Genomic DNA, 23,239 nt, shown 5'->3' with positions numbered 1-23,239 from the left:
AATCAAAACCCCCGGTCATCAAATCGAGGCTTGCCAGAGGCCTGGAATGACAGGGACAAGCAGAAACGCTGAACCCGGAGCCCGCATGACCCAAGCTTCTGCCGACCTGATGGACGCCGCCATCGACCAGCTCTTCCGGTTCGACCCCCTTGTTGTGGCGACGACACATTCAGCCATGTCCCGGGACCCGGAGGCCTTCATGCCCAGGGCCCTGCGCGCCTATCTGGGCCTGATGGCCAGCGAGAAGAGGGACGCCCTGGGCGGCGCCCGGGCCCTGGAGGGTCTTGCGCCCCGGTCTGACGAAGACCGGGCTCACGCCGCCGCTATCGAGCAGTGGATCGCTGGCGACTGGCATGCCGCAAGCCGGATCCTCGACGCCCGCCTGGCCGAGGCGCCGACAGATTGTCTGGCCCTGCTGGTCGGCCACCAGCTGGATTTCTTCCTGGGCGAGGCGAAGAACCTGCGCGATCGGGTCGCCCGCGCCCTGCCGCATTATGAGGGCGAGCGCCGCGGCTATGTCCTGGGCATGGCGGCCTTCGGGCTTGAGGAATGCGGCGAGTATGACCGGGCCCGGACTGCGGGCATGGCGGCCCTGGCCTCTGACCCGGAGGATGTCTGGGCCATCCACGCCGTGACCCATGTGAATGAAATGCTGGGCCAGACCGAGACAGGGATCGACTTCCTCGACCAGCGTAGACCGGCCTGGACCCGGGACACCCTGCTGCGCATCCACTGCGCCTGGCACCGGGCGATCTTCGGTCTGGAGCAGATGGATCATGCCGGCGCCTTCGCAGCCCTGGACACCGTGCTCACCGGGCCGGATACGGGAGATACAGCGCTTTCCATGGCCGATGGCGGCAGCCTGCTCTGGCGGCTGCATCTGGACGGCATCGATGTGGGGGATCGCTGGTCCCGGCTGGCTGACGCCTGGGCGGCCAAGGATCCGGCGCCCTGGTATGTATTCAACGACCTTCATGCCCTGCTGGCCATGGTGTGCGCCGGTCGGCTTGCTGAAGCAGAGCGGAGGGTCGCCGAGCTGGAGGAACTCGTCCGCACGCCGGACAGTGGCGGGACAAACTGGCTCGCGACGGCTACGGCGGGTCTGGCGGTGGCCAGGGGCCTGGTCGCCTTTGGGCGTGAAGATTACGCGGCTGTGGTCCGGCACATCGCCCCAGTGAGGCATCAGCTTTCCATCTTTGGCGGCAGCCACGCCCAGCGCGATGTCTTCCAGCGCACCCTGCTGGTCGCGGCCGTCCGCGCCGGAGAAACCGCTTTGGCCAGCAACCTATGCGCCGAGCGCCTTGCCGAGCGCCCGGCCAGTGTCTGGGCAGGTCTGCAGCTCAAGGCCCTGACTCCGCTGGACCGCTGAGATTTCCGCCCCTAACCTCCCGCGAGATTCCGGGGGAGGGAACCATGACCACAGAGACCGCCAAGACAGGCGCGCGCAATGATGGCCTGATCATCGGCGCATCGTCGGCCGGCACCATTTTCGAATGGTACGACTTCTATCTCTATGGCTCCCTGGCCAGCTTCATTACCGGGCACTTCTTCTCAGGGGTGAACGAGACCACAGGCTATATCTTCGCCCTCATGGCCTTTGCGGCCGGCTTTGCGGTGCGGCCGTTCGGCGCCCTGGTCTTCGGGCGGCTTGGGGATCTCTGGGGTCGGAAGAACACCTTTCTCGTGACCATGCTGCTCATGGGTCTGTCGACCTTCGCGGTTGGCCTGCTGCCTGACTACAAGACCATAGGCGTCGCGGCGCCCATCGCCCTGATCCTCATGCGCCTAGTCCAGGGCCTTGCCCTGGGGGGTGAGTATGGCGGCGCCGCCACCTATGTGGCCGAACATGCGCCTCCCGGGCGTCGGGGTTTCTACACCAGCTGGATCCAGACCACGGCGACCCTGGGTCTCTTCCTCTCCCTGATCGTCATCATCCTCGTGCGTACCCAGGTAGGCGAAGAGGCCTTCAAGGAATGGGGCTGGCGGATACCCTTCCTGGTTTCCAGCCTCCTTCTGGCGGTCAGTCTGTGGATTCGTTTAAAGTTGAACGAAAGCCCCGTCTTTCAACGGATGGTGGATGAGGGCACCACCTCCAAGGCCCCCCTGACCGACGCCTTCGGCAAGTGGAGCAATCTGAAACTGGTGATCCTCGCCTTGCTGGGCCTCACCGCCGGCCAGGCTGTGGTCTGGTATACCGGCCAGTTCTACGCCCTGTTCTTCCTGGAAAAGACCCTCAAGGTCGACGGCGTCCTGACCAATCAGCTGGTGGCCCTGGCCCTGCTGCTGGGGACGCCCTTCTTTGTGGTTTTCGGCTGGCTGTCAGACAGGATCGGCCGCAAGCCGATCATTCTGGTGGGCTGTCTGCTGGCGGCCCTGACCTATTTCCCGATCTTCAAGGCCCTGACTGTCGCGGCCAATCCACAGCTGGCTGCAGCCACCGCCTCCGCGCCGGTGACCGTGATCGCCGATCCCGCCGACTGCACCTTCCAGTTCGACCCGGTGGGCAAGCAGACCTTCGCCAAGTCCTGCGACATCGCCAAGACCGCCCTGGCAACGGCAGGCGTTTCCTATTCCAACCAGGCGGCGGCGCCGGGGACGGTGGCCTCCATCAGGATCGGGACGACCACGGTGGCCAGCTTCGATGGCCGAGCCATGGAGAAAAAGGCCTTCACCGAGGCCAGGACGGCCTGGGGCAAGGCCCTGACAGCGCAGCTGGCCAAGGCGGGCTATCCGGCCAAGTCAGACCCGGCGAAGATGGACAAGCCCAGGGTGGTGGGCCTGCTCTTCCTGCTGGTGCTCTATGTGACCATGGTCTACGGCCCGGTGGCGGCCGCCCTGGTGGAAATGTTCCCGGCCCAGGTCCGCTATACCTCCATGAGCCTGCCCTATCATGTGGGCAATGGCTGGTTCGGCGGCTTCCTGCCCACCACGGCCTTCGCCATGGTCGCGGCCACAGGCAATATTTATTACGGGCTCTGGTACCCGATTGTCGTCGCGGCCTTCACCGTGGTGGTCGGCGGCCTGTTCGTGAAGGAAATGCGCGGCGCGAACGTCGACTGACGTCTGCGGGTCGGGTGGCGCGGAGCCGCCCGACCGGTGTCCGGATCAGCCGATCTTCGGGGTCAGTTCGCCCTTGGCGTAACGCTTGGACATGTCCGACAGGGGGATCGGGCGGATCTTTGACGCCTGTCCCGCCGTGCCGAATTCCTCGAAGCGCTGCAGGCAGACGGCCTTCATGGCGTCCATGGCGGGCTTGAGGTATTTGCGCGGATCGAACTCGCCGGGGTTCTCCACCAGGATCTTGCGGATGGCGCCGGTCATGGCCATGCGGTTGTCGGTGTCGATATTGATCTTGCGGACGCCGTGCTTGATGCCCCGCTGGATCTCTTCCACCGGCACGCCCCAGGTCTGGGGCATCTGACCGCCATACTGGTTGATGATGTCCTGCAGGTCCTGCGGCACGCTGGATGAGCCGTGCATGACCAGGTGGGTATTGGGCAGGCGGCGGTGGATTTCCTCGATCACGTTCATGGCCAGGACGTCGCCGTCCGGCTTGCGGGTGAACTTGTAGGCGCCATGGCTGGTGCCCATGGCGATGGCCAGGGCGTCGACGCCGGTAGCCTTGACGAAGTCCACGGCCTGATCGGGATCGGTCAGCAGCTGGTCGTGGCCGAGCTTGCCTTCAAAGCCGTGCCCGTCTTCCTTCTCGCCCATGCCGGTTTCCAGAGAGCCCAGAACGCCCAGTTCGCCCTCAACGCTGGCGCCGACCCAGTGGGCCATGTCCACCACGGCCTTGGTGACCCGCACATTGTAGTCGTAGTCAGCCGGGGTCTTGCCGTCGGCGGCCAGGGAGCCGTCCATCATCACCGAGGTGAAGCCGTGCTGGATGGCGGTGGCGCAGGTGGCTTCGTCATTGCCGTGGTCCTGGTGCATGCAGATCGGAATGTGCGGATAGAGTTCCGCCAGGGCGTCGATCAGGTGCTTGAGGACGATGTCATTGGCGTAGGAGCGGGCGCCACGGCTGGCCTGGATGATGACCGGCGAGTCGGTCTTCTGGGCGGCCTCCATAATGGCCAGGCCCTGTTCCATATTGTTGATGTTGAAGGCGGGAACGCCATAGCCCTGCTCGGCGGCGTGATCGAGAAGTTGTCTCAGTGTGACCCGGGCCATGGTGCGCGCTCCTTTATCGTTTGTTCTGTTTCGAGAGAGCCGCCACTCCCGGCAACTCCTTGCCTTCCATCCATTCAAGAAAGGCGCCGCCAGCCGTAGAGACGAAAGTGAAGTCGTCTGCAACGCCTGCTGCGTGCAGGGCGGCCACAGTGTCGCCACCTCCGGCCACAGCCACAAGCTTGCCTTCCTTGACCAGTTCTGCCGCGAATTTCGCGGCCGTCACCGTGCCCTTGTCAAAGGGCGGCATTTCGAACACGCCCAGAGGCCCGTTCCAGATCAGGGTCTTTGAGTTGGCCATGGCCCGGCACAGACGCTCGACGGTTTCCGGTCCCGCATCCAGAATCCGCTCGTCATCATCCAGGGCGCCCAGATGGCGCACCCGGGCCGGGGCGCCAGGCGCCATCTTCTCGGCGACGACAATGTCCAGGGGCAGGAAGAGCTTGCAGTTGTTCTGACCGGCCAGCCGGATGATGTCGCGGGCGGTGTCGGCCATTTCCTTTTCGCAGTACGAGGCGCCGACATCGTGGCCCTGGGCGAAGAGGAAGGTGTTGGCCATGCCGCCGCCAATGGCCAGCTTGTCCAGCTTTGTCACCAGATGGCGCAGGAGTTCCAGCTTGGTGGAGACCTTGGAGCCGCCGACAATGCCCATGACCGGCCTTTGCGGTCGGCCGAGGGCGGCGTCCAGAGCCGACAGTTCCAGACGCATCTGCTCGCCGGCATAGGCGGGCAGGAGATGGGCCAGACCCTCTGTCGAGGCGTGGGCGCGGTGGGCCGCCGAGAAGGCGTCGTTCACATAGAGGTCGCCATTCTCCGCCAGGGCCTTGGCGAAGGCCGGGTCGTTGGCCTCTTCGCCAGGATAGAACCTGACATTTTCCAGCAGCAGGACATCTCCGGCCTTCATGGCCTCGACGGCGGCTGCGACGTCCTTGCCGACACAGTCCGGCGCAAAGGCCACAGGATGCCCCAGGACCTTTTCCAGGGCCGGGGCGATGGGGCCCAGGCTCATGGACTCCACCCAGCGGCCCTTGGGCCGGTCGAAGTGGGCCAGAAGGATAACCTTCGCGCCCCCGGCCCTCAGCTTCTCGATGGTCGGGACCGCCGCCCGCAGGCGGGTGTCGTCAGAAACCTGGCCCTCGTGCATGGGGACATTGAAGTCCACCCGCACCAGGGCGCGCTTTCCCGCCAGATGGGCGTCGTCGAGGGTGGAGAAGGTCATCTGGGCCTAGATCAGGGCTGCCATGGCCAGGGCCGTGTCGCTCATCCGGGTGGAGAAGCCCCACTCATTGTCATACCAGGTCAGGATACGGCCAAGGCCGCCATCAATGACCTGGGTCTGGGCCAGGGCCGCCGTGGACGAGGCGGGCACATGGTTGAAGTCGATCGAGACCAGGGGATCATTGGTCACGGCCAGAACCCCCTTCAGCGGGCCGTTGGCCGCTGCAGTCAGGGCGGCGTTGATTTCTTCCCGGGTCAGGGTCCGGCCGGGCACCCAGGTGAGGTCGACCACGGAAACATTGGGGGTCGGGACGCGGATGGACGAGCCGTCCAGCTTGCCCTGCAGTTCCGGGATGACCAGGCCCAGGGCCTTGGCCGCGCCGGTGGAGGTCGGGATCATGGACATGGCGGCGGCCCGGGCCCGGTAGAGGTCCGAATGCATGGTGTCCAGGGTCGGCTGGTCGCCAGTGTAGGAGTGGATGGTCGTCATATAGCCCCGCTCGATGCCGGCCAGCTCGTGCAGGACCTTGGCCACCGGGGCCAGGCAGTTGGTGGTGCAGGAGGCGTTGGAGACGATCAGGTCGTCCTTGGTCAGGGTGTTGTGGTTCACCCCGAAGACGATGGTCTTGTCGGCGTCGGTGCAGGGGGCGGAAACCAGGACCCGCTTGGCGCCGGCGTCCAGGTGGGCCTTGGCCTTGTCCTTGGAGGTGAAGAGGCCGGTGCACTCCAGGGCGATGTCGACGCCCAGCTCGCGGTGCGGAAGCTCGGCCGGATTGCGGATTGCGGTGACCTTGATCTTGCCGAAGCCCACATCGATCGTATCGCCGTCGACGGTGACATTGCCCGGGAACCGGCCGTGGACACTGTCATAGCGCAGGAGATGGGCGTTGGTTTCCACCGGGCCCAGGTCGTTGATCGCCACGACCTCGATGTCCGTGCGGCCATGCTCCACGATCGAGCGCAGGACCAGGCGGCCGATACGGCCAAACCCATTGATTGCGACGCGGACGGCCATGGACAACTCCTTGATCGAATTTGCTTGGATTGGGCGCGGTTTTTCGGGTTCAGCCCAGGGAAGTCAACCCCCAGACCACCCGGATCGATCCCAACGCGTTGATTTAGGAAGGATGTGGCGGGGAGGCCCGGGTTTCAGCCCTGGACGACCCTGACCTTATCCGCCGCCGCCTTGGCCAGTCGTCGCGCTTCATCGGTGTCTGTAGCGCGAGCCAGGGCGACGCCCATCCGCCGCCGCTCGAAGGCCTCCGGCTTGCCGAACAGGCGCAGGTCCGACCCCGGGATCGCCAGGGCCTCATCCACGCCCTCAAACACCACGCCGACACCTTCCAGCCCGCCATAGATCACCGCGCTGGCGCCCGGCTCCCGCAGGGCGGCGTCCACTGGAAGACCGAGAATGGCCCGGGCGTGAAGGGCGAATTCGCTGAGGCTCTGGGTGGCCAGGGTGACCAGGCCGGTGTCGTGGGGTCGGGGGCTGACTTCGGAAAACCAGACCTCGTCGCCCTTCACGAACAGCTCGACCCCGAACAGGCCAAGCCCGCCCAGATCATCGGTTACAGCCCTGGCTATGGCCCGGGCGCGGTCAAGGGCCGTCGGCGACATGGCCTGGGGCTGCCAGCTTTCCACATAGTCGCCCTTGACCTGTCTGTGGCCGATGGGGGCGCAGAAATGGGTCTGGATGTTTCCGTCGGCGTCCCGGGCGCGAATGGTCAGCTGGGTGATCTCGAAATCGAAATCCACCCGGCCCTCGACGATCACCTTGGCCTCCGAGACCCGGCCCGCCGAAAGGGCGTAGGCCCAGGCTGCGGCAATGCCCTCCGGTCCTTCGACAAAAGACTGACCCTTGCCGGATGAGCTCATCACCGGCTTGATGAAGCAGGGAAAGCCTGTGACCTCCCTCGCCGCCAGGGCGAGTTCGGCCTCGCTGGTGGCGAAGGCATAGGCGCTGGTGGGCAGGCCAAGGGTCTCTGCCGCCAGGCGGCGGATGCCCTCGCGGTTCATGGTCAGCTGGGCGGCCCGGGCGGTAGGAATGACCGTGGCAAGGCCATCGGCTTCAATGCGCGCCAGTTCGTCCGTAGCGATGGCCTCAATCTCCGGGACAATCAGGTGCGGCCTTTCAGCCTCCACCAGGGCGCGGAGGGCCGCAGCGTCGGTCATGGCGATCACGTGGCTGCGGTGAGCCACCTGCATGGCCGGAGCGTCCGCATAACGGTCCACCCCGATCACTTCGCAGCCCAGCCTCTGCAGTTCGATGGCCACTTCCTTGCCCAACTCGCCGCACCCCAGCAGCATGACCCGGACGGCGGAGGGCGAAAGGGGCGTTCCCAGGCGCATGATCTGATCCTAGCCGAGCTTGGCCTTGGCGGCGGCGACCACCGCCTCAGCAGTGATCCCGAACTCCTTGTAGAGCCGCTCGGCCGGGGCGCTGGCCCCGAAGCCGGTCATGCCCACAAAGGCGCCGTTCTCACCGATGAACCGCTCCCAGCCATAGGAGACCTGGGCTTCCACCGCGACGCGGACATCGGCCTTGCCGATGACCTCAGCCTTGTACCTGGCGCTCTGGGTTTCGAAGAGATCCCAGCAGGGGGTCGAGACCACACGGGTGGGCACGCCCTCGGCTTCCAGCATGTCCCGGGCGGCGACGGCTATGGAGACTTCGGTGCCGGAAGCGAAGATGGTCACCCTGGCGGCGGCGCTGGCGGCCTTCAGCTCATAGGCGCCCCTGGCCGACAGGTTCTCATTTGCCGCCTCGGTGCGCACCGCAGGAACCTTCTGGCGGGACAGGGCCATGACCGACGGCGTGGTCTTGGTGGACAGGGCCAGTTTCCAGCACTCGGCCGCCTCGATTGCGTCAGCCGGGCGATAGACGTTCAGGTTCGGGATCATCCGCAGGGCGCCCACATGCTCCACCGGCTGGTGGGTTGGACCGTCCTCGCCGACCCCGATGGAGTCGTGGGTCATGACGTGGATCACCCGGGTCCCCATCAGGGCCCCCAGACGGATGGAGGGACGGCTGTAGTCCGAGAACACCAGGAAGGCGCCGGAGAAGGGAATGATCCCGCCATGCAGGGCCATGCCGTTCATGGCTGCAGCCATGCCGTGCTCGCGGACGCCATAGTGGACATAGCGGCCGTCATAGTCGGGCAGGTCGAAGGCCTTGGTGCCCTTGACATAGGTGTTGTTCGAACCGGTCAGGTCAGCCGAGCCGCCGATCAGTTCCGGAATGGCCGGAACCAGATGCTCGAGGGCTGAGCCTGAATGCTGGCGGGTCGCCGCCGCCGGCTTGGTGGTCACGGCCTGTTCAATATAGGCGTCGAGTTTTGCGAAGGCGTCGGCGGGCAGGTCGCCATTGATCGCCCGTTCAAACTCCGGCTTGTGGCTGGATCCATCCAGACGTGCCTGCCAGGCCTTGCGCGCCCTGCCGGCCTTGCGACCCGCGGACCGCCAGGACTTCAGCACCTCATCAGGCAGCTCGAAGGGCGGCAGGTCCCAGCCCATGGCCTTGCGGGCGTCAGCGATTTCGGCGTCCATCAGGGCGTAGCCGTGGCTGTGGGGATCGGCCTCCTTGGGGCCGGCGCCCTTGGAGATCTTGGTCTTGCAGGCGATGAGGGTGGGGCGGTCCTGTTTGGTCGCCCAGCGCATGGCGGCGGCGATCTTTGCAAAGTCATGGCCGTCGACGGCCTTCACCGCCCAGCCATAGGCCTTGAACCTCGCCAGCTGGTCGCCGGTTTCGGCCAGGGTCGCATAGCCATCGATGGTGGTGTTGTTGTCATCGAACAGGACGGTTAGCTTGCTCAGCTTGAGGCGACCGGCCAGGGAAGCGGCCTCATGGCTGATCCCTTCCATCAGACAGCCGTCGCCGGCGATGACCCAGGTCCGGTGATCCACCAGGTCTGCGCCAAAGCGGTTGGCCAGGTGGCGCTCGGCCATGGCCATGCCCACCGCAGTTGCGATGCCCTGGCCCAGGGGACCAGTGGTGGTTTCGACGCCGGGAGTGTGGCCGTATTCCGGGTGGCCGGGGGTGTTGGAGCCCCACTGACGGAAGTTGCGGATCTGGTCCATGGTCATGGCCTTGAACCCCGTCAGATGCAGCAGGGAATAGAGCAGCATGGACCCGTGGCCCGCTGACAGGACGAACCGGTCCCGGTCGGCCCAGGCCGGCCGCGCCGGATCATACTTCAGGAACCGGGTCCACAGGACAGTGGCGACGTCGGCCATGCCCAGGGGCATGCCCTGGTGGCCGGATTTCGCATGGTGGACAGCGTCCATGGAAAGGACGCGGATCGCATTGGCCATGGTCTGAATGGGCGCGGGCATGTTGAGCTTCCGGGGCGTGAAAAGGAACTTGCGGGCGCGGGGTCGCACGCAAGCAATTCAGGGTCAAGGAAGGTAACGGGTTTCAGACGCCGCCCTGCCCGCGCTATAGTCTTCCGGACACACTTCGGAGCAGGACATGGACCGCGAGGAGAGCCTATTCGATCAGGCCGTCAAACGGTTGGATCGCGCGATTTCCCTGGTTGAGCAGAAGCTCGCCTCGGGTGCGCCCGTGACCCCGGGTTCGGACGCCGAGCGTGAGCGCCTGGCCAGGGAGCTGGCCGAGGCTCGGGCCCGGGAAAAGGAACTGGAACTGGCCGGCGCCGAGGCTTCTGCAGCCCTCGCCAAGGCCATCGAGGAAATCAACGCCGCCCTTGAACCGCAAAGCGAGGACGCCTGATGGCCCAGGTGACGGTGACAGTGAATGGCCGGCCCTACGCGGTTGGCTGCGAGGACGGGCAGGAAGCCCACCTGATGGAGCTGGCCCGGCTGTTTGACCAGCAGGTTCGCAGTGTTTCCAAGGATATGGGCCAGCTGGGCGACACCCGTCTGTTCCTGATGGGCGCCCTGCTGCTGGCCGACGAACTGACCGACGCCAGGGCGCGACTGTCGGTCATGCAGACCGAGCACGCCCGCCTGCAGTCGGAATACGCCCGGCTGGAAACCCGCTCGACCCTGGCCCTGGAAAACGCCGCCCGGAAGCTGGAAAAGCTGGCGGCTGAATAAAGGGCAGATCGCCCCTCACATTTTCCGCGCAATGGCCTATTCTATCAGGCGGCGGGTCTTGCTGCGGCTCGCGTCGAAGGCAACTTATCCCAGCGACCTTAATTGTCTCGAAGGGAGCTGTCCCTGTCTTGGCCCGTGGGCCTGGGCATTACGGCGCCCACCTGGTTATCCAGGTCGAGGGGATTAAACCGCCCTTCACGGTTCTCGCGGCGCCGCCACCCCATCCGTAAAAGGGGTCGCCATGGCCTCCAAGCACGACCTCCGCCGCGTCCAGCGCAGTCTGCGCAGGGACCTCGCCGATCGCTTTCCCGGGGCTGCGGGTGCAGCCGCAGAGCTTCTGCCCAAGGGTCTCAAGCCTGCCACGGTCGGTGGTTATCTGCCCATGGGCGGTGAGCTGGATCCCGGACCTGTCCTGAAAGTCCTGCAGGGACGCGGCGCACTGCTGGCCCTGCCGGTCTGCCTGGCGCCCGCCTCGCCCCTGATCTTCCGGGCCTATTGCCAGGGCGATGGTCTGGCCCCGGACGCCATGGGACTTCCGGCGCCGACCGAGGCTGCAGCGAGCGTGACCCCGGATGTCCTCATCATCCCCCTGCTGGCTTTCGATCGTCGCGGCGGACGGCTGGGGCAGGGTGGAGGCTTCTATGACCGCACCCTGGAAGCCCTGAGGCGACAGGGACGGGTGCTCGCCATCGGCCTGGCCTATGCCGGTCTGGAGGTGGAGGAAGCCCCCATGATCGAGCACGATCAATCCCTGGACGCCATTCTCACGGAAACCGGCTATATCGTCCCCCAAAGAACCTAGGACCTAGTCGGATGCGTTTTGCTTTTTTCGGGGATGTCGTCGGCCGAGCCGGTCGGGACGGGCTGGCTGATCATCTGCCGGACCTCAAGCGCCGCCTTGGCCTGGAGTTCGTCATCGTCAATGCCGAGAATGCAGCGGCGGGCTTCGGCATTACCGAAAACACCGCCCGGGAGCTGTTCGAGGCCGGCGCCGACTGCCTGACCCTGGGCAACCATTCCTGGGACCAGAAGGAAGCCCTGACCTATATTGTCCGCGAACCCCGACTGATCCGGCCCCTGAACTATTCGGTCCTGTCGGACGCGCCGGGTCGCGGCGCCAACCTGTTCGAGACCGACAGCGGCAAGCGCATACTGGTGATCAACCTGCTGGGCCGGGTTCACATGGACAGCCTGGATGACCCCTTCAGCGCTGTCGACCGCGAGCTGGACAAATGCCCCCTGGGCATGGCGGCTGACGCCGTGGTGGTCGACATGCACGCCGAGGCGACGTCGGAGAAAATGGCCATGGGTCACTTCTGCGATGGCCGGGCCAGTCTTGTGGTGGGCACCCACACCCATGTCCCCACAGCCGACTGCCAGATCCTGAATGGCGGCACTGCCTATCAGACCGACGCCGGGGCCTGCGCCGACTATGACAGCGTCATCGGCAATCAGAAGGAAGAGCCCCTTCGCCGTTTCACCACCCGCATAGCCGGGGGCCGCTACAAGCCCGCCGAAGGGCCCGCGACTGTCTGCGGGGTCTTTGTGGAAACCGATGACCGGACGGGTCTGGCTGTCAGAGTAGAGCCGCTGCGCGTTGGCGGCAGGCTGTCCCAGACCATTCCCGACCTCACCGTGGCGGTCGCCTAGAGCCCCGCGGGGGCGGGGGACCAGGCAGGCGCGGCAGGGTCTCCGGCGTCAGTTTGCCCAGCGCGCCGGTGTCCAGCATTGCGAAACGGCGGTCTGCGGCCTTCAGCCACTCGGCGCCTGTCACCCGCCAGTCGAGGTTGAGGTCTGCGGCGCGTATGGGCTCGGGGATATCAAGATAGGCGAATCGGCCTGCCCCCTGCCTCGGTGTCCCGCCATTGCGACCTCCTGACGGAGGTGGTTCACCCCTGCCTTCGCGGTCCGGCCCTGGCCCGCCAGGAGGCGGTCGGCCGCGGCTTCCGCGTCCGCCCCTCTCTCCCGATGGACCCCGGTCACCATCTCCGGTGGTCTGGCTGATTTCGGGGACAAGCTCATTTTCATAGTACGTGGTCTCAGGCCCATCGATCACGCCGTCCGAATTCCTGTCCAGCAGGGCAAACGCCCTTGAGGCGTCCTTGCGGAATTCAACGAGGGTCACGGCGCCGTCGTGATCGGCATCGGTCTGGGCGAACCAGGCCGCCGCACCCTGGCCGTGACGGAAGGGCTCGCCGGACGGGCTGATGAAGAGCCGTCCTTGCCCCGGAGGTCCATCACCCGGCGGCCCCGGCCGCGCGTCCCTTGGCTGGGCCTCGGCGGCGCCGGAAATGATGGTCAGCCCGGCAAGGGCGATGACGGGGAATCTGGGAGACATGGGTCCTGGTCCTTCACGTTTGTCCCAGCCTAGGCGCCACAAGGGGCGAAATTGGCGCCGTCACTGAAACATGCGTGAAATCCTGATGGCGGGCGCCAGGCATTGCACGGCCTCGTCTCCCGGCCCATGTTTCTGCAGACACCCCCTTGGGAGACGCGAAAATGTTCAAATTCCTGGTTCGGTTGGCCTTCGGCGCTGTGGGCCTGGCCCTGGCGGCGCACTTTGTGCCCGGGGTTTCCTATGACAACAATACGACCCTGATCCTGGCCGCCCTGCTGCTGGGGATCGTCAACGCCATCGTCCGGCCCATACTGTTCATCCTGACCCTGCCCCTGACCTTCATCACCCTGGGCCTGTTCCTGCTGGTCCTGAACGGCGGGATGATCCTGCTGGTGGCCTTCCTGCTGAAGGGCTTTGTGGTTCAGGGTCTGCTGGCCGGCATTCTGGCGGCGGTCGTCACCGGACTGACCAACTGGGTCGGCGCCATGGTGATCGGCGACATGACCCCCCGCAGGGCCTAGGGCCCAACGAAAAAGGGCGGAGCCTTTCAGCTCCGCCCTCGATCCTGATCGACTGGGTCTGGACCTAGAAGTCCATGTCGCCCATGCCGCCCATGCCGCCGCCGGGCATGCCGCCGCCGCCGGCGTTAGCCTTCTTGGGGCTTTCGACGATGGCAGCTTCCGTGGTGATCAGCAGGCCGGCGATCGAGGCCGCGTCCTGCAGAGCCGTACGGACGACCTTGGCCGGGTCCATGACGCCAGAGGCGATCATGTCCACATACTCTTCGGTCTGGGCGTTGAAGCCGAAGGAGGCCGAGCTGTTTTCCAGGACCTTGCCGACAACGATCGAGCCTTCAACGCCGGCGTTTTCGGCGATCTGACGGATCGGAGCCTGCAGGGCGCGACGGACGATGGCCACGCCGGCTTCCTGGTCGGCATTGTCGCCCTTGAAGCCGTCCAGAACCTTGGAGGCCTTCAGCAGAGCCACGCCGCCGCCGGGGACGATGCCTTCTTCCACCGCAGCGCGGGTGGCGTTCAGGGCGTCGTCAACGCGATCCTTGCGTTCCTTGACTTCGACTTCGGTCGAACCGCCGACGCGGATGACCGCAACGCCGCCGGCCAGCTTGGCCAGACGTTCCTGCAGCTTTTCCTTGTCGTAGTCGGACGAGGTGTCTTCGATCTGACGCTTGATCTGACCGATACGGGCCTCGATGCCGTCCTTGGCGCCGGAGCCGTCAACGATGGTGGTGTCGTCCTTGGTGATGGAGACCTTCTTGGCCTTGCCCAGCATGTCCAGGGTGACGTTTTCCAGCTTGATGCCCAGGTCTTCGCTGATCAGCTCGCCGCCGGTTAGGATGGCGATGTCTTCCAGCATGGCCTTGCGGCGATCGCCGAAGCCCGGAGCCTTGACCGCTGCAACCCGCAGGCCGCCGCGCAGCTTGTTGACCACCAGGGTGGCCAGGGCTTCGCCTTCAACGTCCTCGGCGATGATCAGCAGGGGACGACCCGACTGGACCACGGCTTCCAGGACCGGCAGCAGGGGCTGCAGGGAGGTGAGCTTCTTTTCGAAGAGCAGGATGAGGGGCTCGTCGAGCTCGACTTCCATCTTTTCGGCGTTGGTGATGAAGTAGGGGGACAGATAGCCCCGGTCGAACTGCATGCCTTCGACGACGTCGAGTTCGGTTTCGGCGGTCTTGGCTTCTTCAACCGTGATCACGCCTTCATTGCCGACCTTGTCCATGGCCTTGGCGATCATGTCGCCGACGGCGGCGTCGCCATTGGCCGAGATGGTGCCGACCTGGGCGATTTCGGAGTTGGCGGTGACCTTGCGCGAGGTGTTCTTGATTTCCTCGACGACCTTGGTGACGGCCTTGTCGACGCCGCGCTTCAGGTCCATCGGGTTCATGCCGGCCGCGACGGCCTTCAGGCCTTCGGTGACGATGGCCTGGGCCAGAACGGTGGCGGTGGTGGTGCCGTCGCCGGCCTTGTCATTGGTCTTGGAGGCGACTTCGCGGATCATCTGCGCGCCGAGGTTCTCGAAACGGTCAGACAGTTCGATTTCCTTGGCGACGGAGACGCCGTCCTTGGTGGAGCGCGGAGCGCCGAAGGACTTCTCGATCACCACATTGCGGCCCTTGGGACCCAGGGTGACCTTCACGGCGTTGGCGAGGATGTTCACGCCGCGCAGCATGCGATCGCGCGCGTCGGAACCGAAATAGACGTCTTTAGCGGCCATTTTCTGTGTGCTCTTTCAAATAGGTGTTGGGATGTACGACGTAGGTCGAGGGCTATTCAACAATGCCCAGAACGTCGCTTTCCTTCATGATCAGGAGGTCCTGACCGTCGATCTTCACTTCGGTGCCGGACCACTTGCCAAACAGGATGCGGTCGCCCTTCTTCACGTCCAGGGGCTGGACCTTGCCGCTGTCGTCACGGGCGCCGGGGCCCACGGCGACGACTTCGCCTTCCTGCGGCTTTTCCTTGGCGGTGTCGGGAATGATGATCCCGCCCTTGGTCTTTTCTTCTTCCTCGATGCGCTTGATGAGGACGCGATCTCCCAGGGGACGAAACGCCATGTCTTTTTCTCTCCGTACGGAACGGTTGATGTATGGGTCGGATTGACCTCGAGGCGCGCTGTTAGCACTAGCGGCCCATGAGTGCCAAACCCGGTGGGGAGTTAGGGATGGCGACCCGCAGAGTCAAGGCGCGGGTTCCTCAAAACTGCGCGGCAGAAAAGCGTTTGGTGCCGCCCAAGTCTGCCGTTAGGGTCCGCGCCGAGGGAATTTTGAGGAAAAAATCCATGCGTCGCGTCATCGCCACCGCCCTGTTCACAACCCTGGCCGCAGCCGGCGCCGTCCATGCCGAGACCTGGAAGGGCTATTCCGCCGTCAGCGCCAATAACCTGCAGTGGTCCTATGACGCCGACTATTCCTATCGGGACGCCAAGTCCCAGCGGGTTGTCGCCCTGTCGGCCGTCGGCAAGGTCGCCGCCTCGCCGCGCATGGGTCCCTCGGCGCCTGGCGCTGCGGACGGCGTGGGTTCGGTGGTCGCCCTGGACTGCAAGGCGCAGACCATACTTCTCGTTTCGGGCTATTCGCCCAAGAAGCCCCTGGCCATTCCGGATGACTGGCGTTCCGCCCCGTCCAAGAAGGTTGAGTCAGCCGAAGACAAGGCCCTGCTGGCCGCTGTCTGCACCGGCGCCGAGAACCTTCCGGTAAAGTAGGATCAGTCGCTGACGCGGGGCGAGAGCCCTGCGTCCAGCGCCGCGCGGGCCAGGGCGTTGATCTCGCCCTGCGTACGACCTTCCAGGCCCGGGCCTGGCCTTGCATCTTCCAGGCTCAGGATCCGCCCCGCCGCCATGACGGCGATCCGGTCTCCGATGGCTGCGATCTCGTCGCGGGCGTGGGCGACATAGAGGACTGGCAGGTCCAGGGCCTGATGCAGGGATTGCAGATAGGGCAGGATCGCCGCCTTGCTTTCCGGGTCCAGGCTGGACAGGGGCTCGTCCATCAGCAGCAGACGGGGCTGGGTCAGCAGGGCGCGGGCGATTGCGACCCTTTGCCGCTCGCCGCCTGAAAGTCTGACCGTGCTGCGGTCAATGAGGCCGGAGAGCCCCATCAGGTCCACCACGTCGTCAAGCTGGATGGCGTATGGCTGCGGCGCCCTGCGGCGGCCGAATTCCAGATTGCCACGAACGCTCAGATGCGACAGCAGGCCGGCGTCCTGGAAGACAAGACCGATCGCGCGGCGGTGAGGGGGCAGGAAAATGTCCGTGTCCTGCCAGGTTTCCCCGCCAATCCGCACGTCACCCTTCAGCCGGATCAGGCCGGCCAGGGCCCGCACCAGGGTCGACTTTCCGCTCCCCGAAGGGCCTGTCAGCATGGTCACGCCGGTTGCAGGCAGGGAGAGGTCGATGTCGAGGGACAGGGTTCCGACCTGCCCCGTCAGATGTGCTGTCAGCCCTTGGGTCATGGCGCCTTGCCCGGGCGGTCGAGGATGGAAATGGCCATCAGGACGCAGAAGGCGAAGGCCATCAGGCCCGCCGCCAGCAGGTGGGCCTCGCCGAATTTCAGGGACTCCACCAGCTGATAGATCCGGACAGACACCACTTCGGTCTGCCCCGGAATGGCTCCGCCGATCATCAGCACCACCCCGAACTCACCCACCGTATGGGCGAAGACCAGTATGGCGGCGCTGGCGAAGCCGCGTCTGGCCTGGGGCAGGGCTACCGAAATGAAGGCGTCCAGGGGCGATGCCCTGAGGGTCGCCGCCACCTCCATTGGACCCTCACCCATGGCCTCAAAGGCGTTGCGGATCGGGGTTATGGCGAAGGGCAGGGAGTAGACCATGGAGCCAATGACCAGGCCCGTGAAGGTGAAGGCCAGGGACTGGACGCCCAGGGGATGCAACAGGGCCATGATCGGGCTCTGGGGCGCCAGGGCCAGCAACAGGTAGAAGCCCAGCACAGTGGGCGGCAGGACAATGGGCAGGGACAGGAGGGCGCCCAGGGCGTCCTTCCACCAGCTTCGCCGACGGGAGAGCATCCACGCTATTGGCGTTGCAGCCAGGATAAGCAGCACCGTTGTCACGGTCGCCAGCCTGAAGGTTGTCCAGATGACCTCCTGCACGGTCAGGGAACCTCATAGCCATAGCTGGAGATGATCGACCTGGCCTCCCGGGACTTCAGGAAGGCCAGGAAGCGCCGGGCTGCAGGATTGGAGTCGCCCCTCTTGAGCAGGACGGCCTGCTGGGCGACGGGGGCGTGATGGCTGACCGGGACAAGCCACCGCGAGCCGCCCGGCTTGCGGATCACCTGGGACAGGGCGACGAATCCGAGGTCGGCGGCGCCAGTTTCCACGAACTGGAAGGCCTGGGTGATGGAAGTGCCGGTGACCAGTTTCGGGCTCACCCGGTCATAAAGGCCAATCTTCCTGAGGGTCTCGACCGCCGCCCTGCCGTAGGGGGCTGTCGCCGGATCGGCGATAGCAAGCTTGTTGAAGTCACCCGCCCCAAGGACTGCACCCTTGTCCATCACCAGACCCGACCTTGTGGAGTACAGGACCAGCCTGCCTGTCCCATAGGTGAACCGGGTTCCCTTCACCGACAGCCCGTTGATTTCCGCCCTTGCTGGCTGATCCACATCGGCGCTGAGGAAGACCTCGTAGGGCGCCCCGTGCGCGATCTGGACATAGAGCTGACCGCTCGAACCCGGACTCAGGACAACAGTGTCTCCCGTCCGGATTCTGAAGGCCGTCGCAAGGTCCTGGGCCGGCTCCGCGAAGTTGGCGGCGACCGCGACGCGCACCTGTCCTGCAACCCCGGTGCACGGGAGAGCCGCAAGGATGAGCATCGTCAACGCAAGGGACAGGCTTCTTAACATGGAGCCATCTTTAGCCAGCGATATGTAGTTTGTCTTCATAGCGCTGCAGGACTGCCACCTGTCAATGGACGCAGGTTGCAGGCCCGGGCTCGACCAGGTGCGCGCAAACCGTATAGAGTTTTCGCCATCCCATGACCCACGCCCTGAAGATCGCCCGGCTGAAGCCATCTGAGGTCCGCGCCGCGGCCGACGCCCTGGGCGACGTGCTCAAGGACTGCGTCGACGGCGGAGCGTCGGTCAGTTTCATGGCGGCCCTGACCCTGCGGCGGGCGACAGATTTCTGGATGGGCGTGGCCGACGCCGCTGAAGTCGACGGCCGTGTGGTGATCACGGCCGCGGATTCCAACGGCATCCTCGGTGTGGTCCAGGTCATTCCCGCCGGCGTCGACAATCAGCCGCACCGGGGGGATGTTGCGAAGATGCTGGTCCATCGGCGCGGTCGACGTCAGGGGGTAGGCGAGGCCCTGCTCACAGCTGCGGAAGACGCCGCCCGGGACCTGGGCCTGACCCTTCTGACCCTCGACACGGCCGAAGGCGGCGCCGGTGAGCGGCTCTATGCCCGAGGCGGCTGGACCCGGGTCGGCGTCATTCCCGACTTCGCCCTGATGCCGGACGGCGCTCTGACCGGAACCGTCCTGTTCTACAAGAGGATTTCCCGGTGAGCGCTTTTGTCAGTGGCATGATCCTGGCGATCCTGGCCTTTCTCACCGCCATGCTGTCAGGTGTGTTCGGCATGGCCGGAGGCCTTGTCCTCATGGGCGGCCTGGCCTTCCTCATGCCGGTCTCGGCCGCCTTCGTCACCCATGGCCTGCTGCAGCTGGTCGCCAATGGCTGGCGGGCCATACTGCACGCCCGACATGTGCGGTGGGACATTGTCGCCTTCTACGGCCTGTCGTCTCTGGCTGCAGGAATTGTGGTGGCCATGATCGCCTTTTCCCCTTCGAAAATGGCGCTCTTCCTCATGTTGGGTCTGGTGCCGGGCTTGCTGTGGATTCCGCAATCCTGGCTGAGGCTGGATGCGGCCAGACCGCTTCACGCCCTGGTCTCGGGCTTTCTGGTAACAGGGTTGAACCTGACCGCAGGTGTTGCCGGCCCCCTGCTGGACATCTTCTTCGTGCGCACAGCCCTCACCCGTCACGCCATTGTCGCCACCAAGGCTGCAACCCAGGTCTTCAGCCATCTGGCCAAGATCCTGGTCTATGGCGCGCCCCTGTTCGCCAACGGCTCTGTTGGACTTCCGCCCTGGCCGGTCTTCGCCCTGGCCATTCCCCTGTCCATGTTGGGTACGGTGGCGGGCGGGCGGATCCTCGACCGGATGAGCGATGTGAACTTCAAGTCCTGGACCCGCTGGATCGTCACCGCCGTGGGTGTCACCTACCTGTTCCAGGCCGCCCAACTCTATCTGAAAGGCCATGGGGCATGAAGCTCACCCTGCAGGGTCTGGAGAACACCTGGGTCAGGCTCGAGCCCCTGGGCGCCGAACACAGGGAAGACCTGCGCGCAGCCTGCGCCGCTGATCCGGACACCTGGAACCTGCTCTATCCCTATTCCATGCTGGGCGAAGCCTTTGACCGGCGCTGGGAGGACCACCTGGTCAAGAGCCAGGCTGACGGCAGCTGGATGCAGTACGCCGTCATGGCTGGGGACCGCTGCATGGGCATGACCTGCCACATAGGCGCGGATTCAGCCGATGCCAGTGTCGAGGTGGGCGGCACCTATTACCACCCCCAGGTCCGGGGCGGCGCGGTCAATCCGGCGGCAAAGCGGCTGATGATGGGCCATGCCTTCGACTCAGGCGCCCGGCGGGTGGTCTACCGGGTCGACGCCATAAACGCCCGGTCGAGGGCGGCGGTGCTCAAGCTGGGAGCGGTCCAGGAGGGAATATTGCGACAGGACCGGGTGACCTGGACGGGTCGAATCCGCGATACGGTCATTTTCTCGGTTCTGGCCGATGAATGGCCGGGCGTCCGTGATCGGCTGGACGCCCGGCTTGCATCCTTCGGTCCTAGCTAGCCGCAGTCCGCTCCGGCGCCGCCGGGAAGAAGACGTCAGCCGCATGCTCTGCGACATCCTGGGCGGTGTAGGGCCGTCCCGGGTTGAAGCCGTCGGTCTGCAGCATCTTGATTTCCCGAACGCCGCGCGATGAAACGCCCAGGACCTTGCCGGTGTGATCGGCCGCCAGGTCCGAGGCCATGTACAGCACGCCTGGCGCAATGTTCTCAGGCAGGCTCATGGGTTCCGGGTCGCGACCGACACGGCCAGGCAGGTCGGCGGTCATGCGGGTGAAGGCGCCTGGCGCGAGGCCCATGACCCGGATCCCGTACTTGCGTCCCTCGATGGAAAGCACGCGCATGAAGCCGTAGATCCCGGCCTTTGCGGCGCCGTAGTTCGACTGGCCGAAATTGCCATAGAGGCCCGAGGTCGAGCTGGTCATTATGATTGTGCCGGGTTTACCGTTATCTTTCAGCCACTTCCAGACCGGCATGGTGCAGCAATAGGTGCCCTTCAGATGCACCTTCACCACCAGGTCCCAATCGGCCTCGCTGGTGTTGGCAAAGGACTTGTCCCTGAGAATTCCGGCGTTGCAGACCAGAATGTCCACCTGACCAAAGGCGTCGAGGGCCGTCTTGAGGATGTTTTCGCCGCCCTCCATGGTCGAGACATCGTCGCCATTGGCCACGGCCTGGCCGCCAGCCGCAACAATGTCATTGACCACCTTCTGCGCCGCAGAGACCGACCCTTCGCCCGAGCCGTCCCGGGATCCGCCCAGGTCGTTGACGACAACGCTGGCGCCTTCCCTGGCGAAGAGCTTGGCATAGGCCTCGCCCAGACCCCCGCCAGCGCCCGTTATGATGGCGACCTTACCGCTCAAGAGCCCCATGAGTTTCACTCCCTTCCCTGGGTTTGTTTCCCCGATCTTCGGACTGGAATGCGCCGGAGTCGAGACCCTGTCATTCCTGATGTGGGTACATCAGGCTCGGGAGCTGCGGCGCTCATGGGGAAACCGGGTCCGCTGGTCGCAGCGGACGGGGCAGGTTCCTGCAACTCAGGTCAGTGGCGAGGCGGCCCTAGGGCAGCCACTTCACTTCCTTGCTTTTTCTCGGCTTGAGATAATAGGTCGCCTTGAAGCTCACCGGCGAGGGCAGGGTCTGCTGGATGGGTGAGGTATAGGTGTACGAGCTTTCCGCGACCACGACGCTTTCGTCAGGGGTCAGGAGGCCCGACGGCAGGCTCGCCGCGCTGGTGAGATCACCAAAGCTGCCCTTGTGCTTCGTCCAGACCACCGAAAGGTTGCCGCCGGCATCAGCCTTGATGCTGCTGACCCGCATGGACAGGGTTCCGGTCGGGAAGGGCTTCAGGATGGCGTCGCCGATCAGGAAGACGTCGTCGATCGAAGCCTGGTTCATCGAAGGAGACTGGGTCACAAGGTCGCCAATGGTCGAGGCGACGTGGTGGGCCCGACGGCTGGCCATCATGCCCTGGGTCATCTCAGCCAGGCCGAAATACATGAGCAGCATGATGGGCGCGATGAAGGCGAACTCGACAGCGGCGGAACCGCGCTGATCCCTGGAAAGCCGTTTTAGCATGCTGCACCTGCCGGGGCTGTCGTTGACCAGGGCTCATTGCGGAAGCTGGCGGCCGTGGTGATCAGGCGCTGGCTGCTGCCGTCGCCCATATTGACCAGGGACTGGTCCAGGAAGGGTGTGAAGATCTGCCACTTGTAATAGGTCCGCACCAGAACGATGTCCCCGGCCTGACCCGGAGACCAGCAGGTGTCATTGGGGTCAAAGTTGGCCGGGTCGATCCCCGCCGCGCCGCCAATGCCGCCGAAGTCCGAAAACGTCTGAACGTCGACGGTCAGGTTTCCGGCGCAGGATGTCTTCAGCCAGCTCATATTGTTGCAGACCAGGGTCTTGAACTGGGCCTTGGTCGTGCTCGTCGCCTGGAATTCGCCGGTCCGGATCCTGCGCGCCGCTTCGTCCGTGGCGTTCTGGAGGGTCGAGGACGTCATGAAGACCATGCCAAGTTCAACTGTCCCGAACATCAGGACAAGGAACGGCAGGAGGATGATGGCGAACTCAACCGCCACGGCTCCCCGCTTTGCTTTCAGGAACCTCTTGATGAGGTTCCGATCAGGCTTTTCAGTTTGCATCAGGTCAGACTCTTCATGACAGAGCCTTTTCGATATCAGACTTAGCTGAATCGGAAGTTTAAGGGCCGACGCCCTTTCCGGCGCCGGCGACCGAGCCCATGGCCTGGGAAACGCCGGCCAGGGCGGTCATGGCGCCAAGGGGGCCCGCAGGTGCAGCGGGTGCGGCCGGACCGGAGCCGCCTCCACCAACGCGACCCGGATAGGCCGTGTACTCACCGGTATAGATGCCCGCATCCACCTGGGATTCCCCAGGCAAGGGGTAACGGTTGCAGCGCGGACTGCAGGCAAAGTTCTGGACAGATACTGTTGCTGGACCTTCTCCACCCGCCGAGCCTGTCACCAGGGTGACCCTGCCGACCCCTGAGTCTGCGACCACGACTTCCTGGTTCATCAGGGTGCGGCCGGTGGCGTCCAGGACCAGAATGTTAGTCGCGCCATAGGTGCGGCCAAGCAGGACGGCGGTGCTCATGTCCAGAACTGTAATGTCGACAACGCCGGGCGCGCCAAGCATGACCCGCTTGGAACCTGGTGGCAGGGCGAACCTCACGCTGTGGTCCATGGGGACGGTCAGCAGGTCCTGTGCAATGGCGGACGCCGGGGCCAGACCCACGATCAGTGAGCCGAGAATTGTCGCAAGCAGGCGTCGCATGAATTTTTCCCGAGAAAACCTTCCTCCCCAGAATCCCCGGGAATGGTCAACAAAGGCTGAATTTCAGCAGACTCACGCGCGCGCGAGAATCATTAAGTCCAAACGCCCGAATTGGCCTCAGTTTTGTAACATGGTTAACAGAATATAATTGTAAATTTCAGTAAACCATAAGAAAAATCTGATCAATACTGTCTTGTTTACTCGTAATTAAGCGAGGTGGGCGAAAGTGTCCCTGCGAATTCGGAGCGAGCGGGCCAGACGGCTTGATCCTTCCCCGTCT

General features: G+C 64.7%; 26 protein-coding genes and 1 other RNA gene. 12 read left to right on the top strand and 15 right to left on the bottom strand.

Going from position 1 to position 23,239, the window contains the following annotated elements; translation table 11 throughout:
- Positions 1–85: 85 nt before the first annotated feature.
- Both CFE28_00135 and CFE28_00130 read left to right on the top strand, forming a co-directional pair.
- Positions 86–1,369 (top strand): hypothetical protein, encoded by a 1,284-nt coding sequence (locus CFE28_00135; GenBank protein ID OYU68542.1) that lies wholly within the window; start codon positions 86–88, stop codon positions 1,367–1,369.
- Between the two features lie 44 nt (positions 1,370–1,413).
- Positions 1,414–3,060, top strand: a complete 1,647-nt coding sequence (locus tag CFE28_00130) for an MFS transporter (GenBank protein ID OYU68541.1) — start codon at positions 1,414–1,416, stop codon at positions 3,058–3,060.
- A gap of 45 nt (positions 3,061–3,105) precedes the next feature.
- Here the strand turns inward: CFE28_00130 and CFE28_00125 are convergent, their stop codons facing one another.
- The 5 genes from CFE28_00125 to tkt all read right to left on the bottom strand — a co-directional run bounded on the left by CFE28_00125 (position 3,106) and on the right by tkt (position 9,696).
- On the bottom strand, positions 3,106–4,170 hold the full coding sequence (locus CFE28_00125) for a fructose-bisphosphate aldolase class II (protein ID OYU68540.1): 1,065 nt from the start codon (positions 4,168–4,170) through the stop codon (positions 3,106–3,108).
- Between the two features lie 13 nt (positions 4,171–4,183).
- Positions 4,184–5,386 (bottom strand): phosphoglycerate kinase, encoded by a 1,203-nt coding sequence (gene pgk, locus CFE28_00120; protein OYU68539.1) that lies wholly within the window; start codon positions 5,384–5,386, stop codon positions 4,184–4,186.
- 6 nt (positions 5,387–5,392) lie between these two features.
- Positions 5,393–6,400, bottom strand: coding sequence for a type I glyceraldehyde-3-phosphate dehydrogenase (gene gap / locus CFE28_00115; GenBank protein ID OYU68538.1), 1,008 nt, complete (start codon positions 6,398–6,400; stop codon positions 5,393–5,395).
- A gap of 134 nt (positions 6,401–6,534) precedes the next feature.
- The gene (locus CFE28_00110) at positions 6,535–7,734 is read right to left on the bottom strand and encodes a phosphoribosylglycinamide formyltransferase 2 (protein OYU68537.1); all 1,200 of its coding nucleotides are present in this window, start codon (positions 7,732–7,734) and stop codon (positions 6,535–6,537) included.
- A gap of 9 nt (positions 7,735–7,743) precedes the next feature.
- Positions 7,744–9,696, bottom strand: coding sequence for a transketolase (gene tkt / locus CFE28_00105; protein OYU71473.1), 1,953 nt, complete (start codon positions 9,694–9,696; stop codon positions 7,744–7,746).
- 157 nt (positions 9,697–9,853) lie between these two features.
- On the opposite strand from tkt, the gene CFE28_00100 reads away from it, so the two are divergent.
- The 5 genes from CFE28_00100 (at position 9,854) to CFE28_00080 (ending at position 12,090) form a co-directional block, all read left to right on the top strand.
- A complete protein-coding gene (locus tag CFE28_00100; protein ID OYU68536.1) occupies positions 9,854–10,114 on the top strand; it encodes a hypothetical protein in 261 nt (86 codons plus the stop codon).
- Entirely contained in the window at positions 10,114–10,440 is a 327-nt protein-coding gene (locus CFE28_00095) for a cell division protein ZapA (GenBank protein OYU68535.1), read from the top strand. Before CFE28_00100 ends, CFE28_00095 begins: the two co-directional genes overlap by 1 nt.
- 55 nt (positions 10,441–10,495) lie before the next feature.
- Positions 10,496–10,657, top strand: a non-coding RNA gene (gene ssrS, locus CFE28_00090) — 6S RNA.
- A gap of 24 nt (positions 10,658–10,681) precedes the next feature.
- The gene (locus CFE28_00085) at positions 10,682–11,242 is read left to right on the top strand and encodes a 5-formyltetrahydrofolate cyclo-ligase (protein ID OYU68534.1); all 561 of its coding nucleotides are present in this window, start codon (positions 10,682–10,684) and stop codon (positions 11,240–11,242) included.
- Positions 11,243–11,253: 11 nt separating this feature from the next.
- Positions 11,254–12,090, top strand: coding sequence for a metallophosphoesterase (locus CFE28_00080; GenBank protein OYU68533.1), 837 nt, complete (start codon positions 11,254–11,256; stop codon positions 12,088–12,090).
- Here the strand turns inward: CFE28_00080 and CFE28_00075 are convergent.
- A complete protein-coding gene (locus tag CFE28_00075) occupies positions 12,071–12,778 on the bottom strand; it encodes a hypothetical protein (GenBank protein ID OYU68532.1) in 708 nt (235 codons plus the stop codon). The two genes, CFE28_00080 and CFE28_00075, sit on opposite strands and share 20 nt — an antisense overlap.
- Before the next feature lie 161 nt (positions 12,779–12,939).
- Between CFE28_00075 and CFE28_00070 the strand changes: the two genes are divergently transcribed.
- Positions 12,940–13,299 (top strand): hypothetical protein, encoded by a 360-nt coding sequence (locus CFE28_00070; protein ID OYU68531.1) that lies wholly within the window; start codon positions 12,940–12,942, stop codon positions 13,297–13,299.
- Positions 13,300–13,363: 64 nt separating this feature from the next.
- Here the strand turns inward: CFE28_00070 and groL are convergent, their stop codons facing one another.
- Both groL and CFE28_00060 read right to left on the bottom strand, forming a co-directional pair.
- Complete coding sequence (gene groL, locus CFE28_00065) at positions 13,364–15,013, bottom strand: chaperonin GroEL (protein ID OYU68530.1); 1,650 nt, start codon at positions 15,011–15,013, stop codon at positions 13,364–13,366.
- 52 nt (positions 15,014–15,065) lie between these two features.
- Complete coding sequence (locus tag CFE28_00060; GenBank protein OYU68529.1) at positions 15,066–15,353, bottom strand: co-chaperone GroES; 288 nt, start codon at positions 15,351–15,353, stop codon at positions 15,066–15,068.
- A gap of 224 nt (positions 15,354–15,577) precedes the next feature.
- Here CFE28_00060 and CFE28_00055 point away from each other — a divergent pair, with 224 nt between their 5' ends.
- On the top strand, positions 15,578–16,000 hold the full coding sequence (locus CFE28_00055) for a hypothetical protein (GenBank protein ID OYU68528.1): 423 nt from the start codon (positions 15,578–15,580) through the stop codon (positions 15,998–16,000).
- Between the two features lie 2 nt (positions 16,001–16,002).
- Here the strand turns inward: CFE28_00055 and CFE28_00050 are convergent, their stop codons facing one another.
- The 3 genes from CFE28_00050 to modA are packed head-to-tail and all read right to left on the bottom strand — an operon-like array spanning position 16,003 to position 18,157.
- A complete protein-coding gene (locus CFE28_00050) occupies positions 16,003–16,749 on the bottom strand; it encodes an ABC transporter (protein ID OYU68527.1) in 747 nt (248 codons plus the stop codon).
- Positions 16,746–17,405, bottom strand: a complete 660-nt coding sequence (modB, locus tag CFE28_00045; protein OYU68526.1) for a molybdate ABC transporter permease subunit — start codon at positions 17,403–17,405, stop codon at positions 16,746–16,748. Before modB ends, CFE28_00050 begins: the two co-directional genes overlap by 4 nt.
- 2 nt (positions 17,406–17,407) lie before the next feature.
- The gene (gene modA / locus CFE28_00040; GenBank protein ID OYU68525.1) at positions 17,408–18,157 is read right to left on the bottom strand and encodes a molybdate ABC transporter substrate-binding protein; all 750 of its coding nucleotides are present in this window, start codon (positions 18,155–18,157) and stop codon (positions 17,408–17,410) included.
- 131 nt (positions 18,158–18,288) lie between these two features.
- Between modA and CFE28_00035 the strand changes: the two genes are divergently transcribed.
- From CFE28_00035 to CFE28_00025, 3 genes are read left to right on the top strand one after another with little or no spacing between them, the layout of a single operon-like run.
- On the top strand, positions 18,289–18,819 hold the full coding sequence (locus tag CFE28_00035) for a GNAT family N-acetyltransferase (GenBank protein OYU68524.1): 531 nt from the start codon (positions 18,289–18,291) through the stop codon (positions 18,817–18,819).
- A 17-nt stretch (positions 18,820–18,836) separates the two neighbouring features.
- Positions 18,837–19,580, top strand: a complete 744-nt coding sequence (locus CFE28_00030) for a hypothetical protein (protein ID OYU68523.1) — start codon at positions 18,837–18,839, stop codon at positions 19,578–19,580.
- Positions 19,577–20,170 carry a GNAT family N-acetyltransferase gene (locus CFE28_00025; protein OYU68522.1) on the top strand — a complete coding sequence of 198 codons (594 nt, stop codon included), beginning with the start codon at positions 19,577–19,579 and terminating at the stop codon, positions 20,168–20,170. Before CFE28_00030 ends, CFE28_00025 begins: the two co-directional genes overlap by 4 nt.
- Here the strand turns inward: CFE28_00025 and CFE28_00020 are convergent.
- The 4 genes from CFE28_00020 to CFE28_00005 form a co-directional block, all read right to left on the bottom strand.
- Entirely contained in the window at positions 20,163–21,038 is an 876-nt protein-coding gene (locus CFE28_00020) for a short-chain dehydrogenase (GenBank protein OYU68521.1), read from the bottom strand. The genes CFE28_00025 and CFE28_00020 overlap by 8 nt on opposite strands.
- Before the next feature lie 187 nt (positions 21,039–21,225).
- Positions 21,226–21,744, bottom strand: a complete 519-nt coding sequence (locus CFE28_00015; GenBank protein ID OYU68520.1) for a pilus assembly protein TadE — start codon at positions 21,742–21,744, stop codon at positions 21,226–21,228.
- On the bottom strand, positions 21,738–22,310 hold the full coding sequence (locus CFE28_00010) for a pilus assembly protein TadE (GenBank protein ID OYU68519.1): 573 nt from the start codon (positions 22,308–22,310) through the stop codon (positions 21,738–21,740). Before CFE28_00010 ends, CFE28_00015 begins: the two co-directional genes overlap by 7 nt.
- Before the next feature lie 58 nt (positions 22,311–22,368).
- Positions 22,369–22,959, bottom strand: coding sequence for a hypothetical protein (locus tag CFE28_00005; GenBank protein ID OYU68518.1), 591 nt, complete (start codon positions 22,957–22,959; stop codon positions 22,369–22,371).
- Positions 22,960–23,239 lie beyond the last annotated feature (280 nt).

The organism is Alphaproteobacteria bacterium PA2 (assembly GCA_002256425.1).
Taxonomy (GTDB): domain Bacteria; phylum Pseudomonadota; class Alphaproteobacteria; order Caulobacterales; family Caulobacteraceae; genus Phenylobacterium.
The sequence above is the reverse complement of the archived record's forward strand: the minus strand, read 5'-3'. Positions and strand labels throughout refer to the sequence as shown.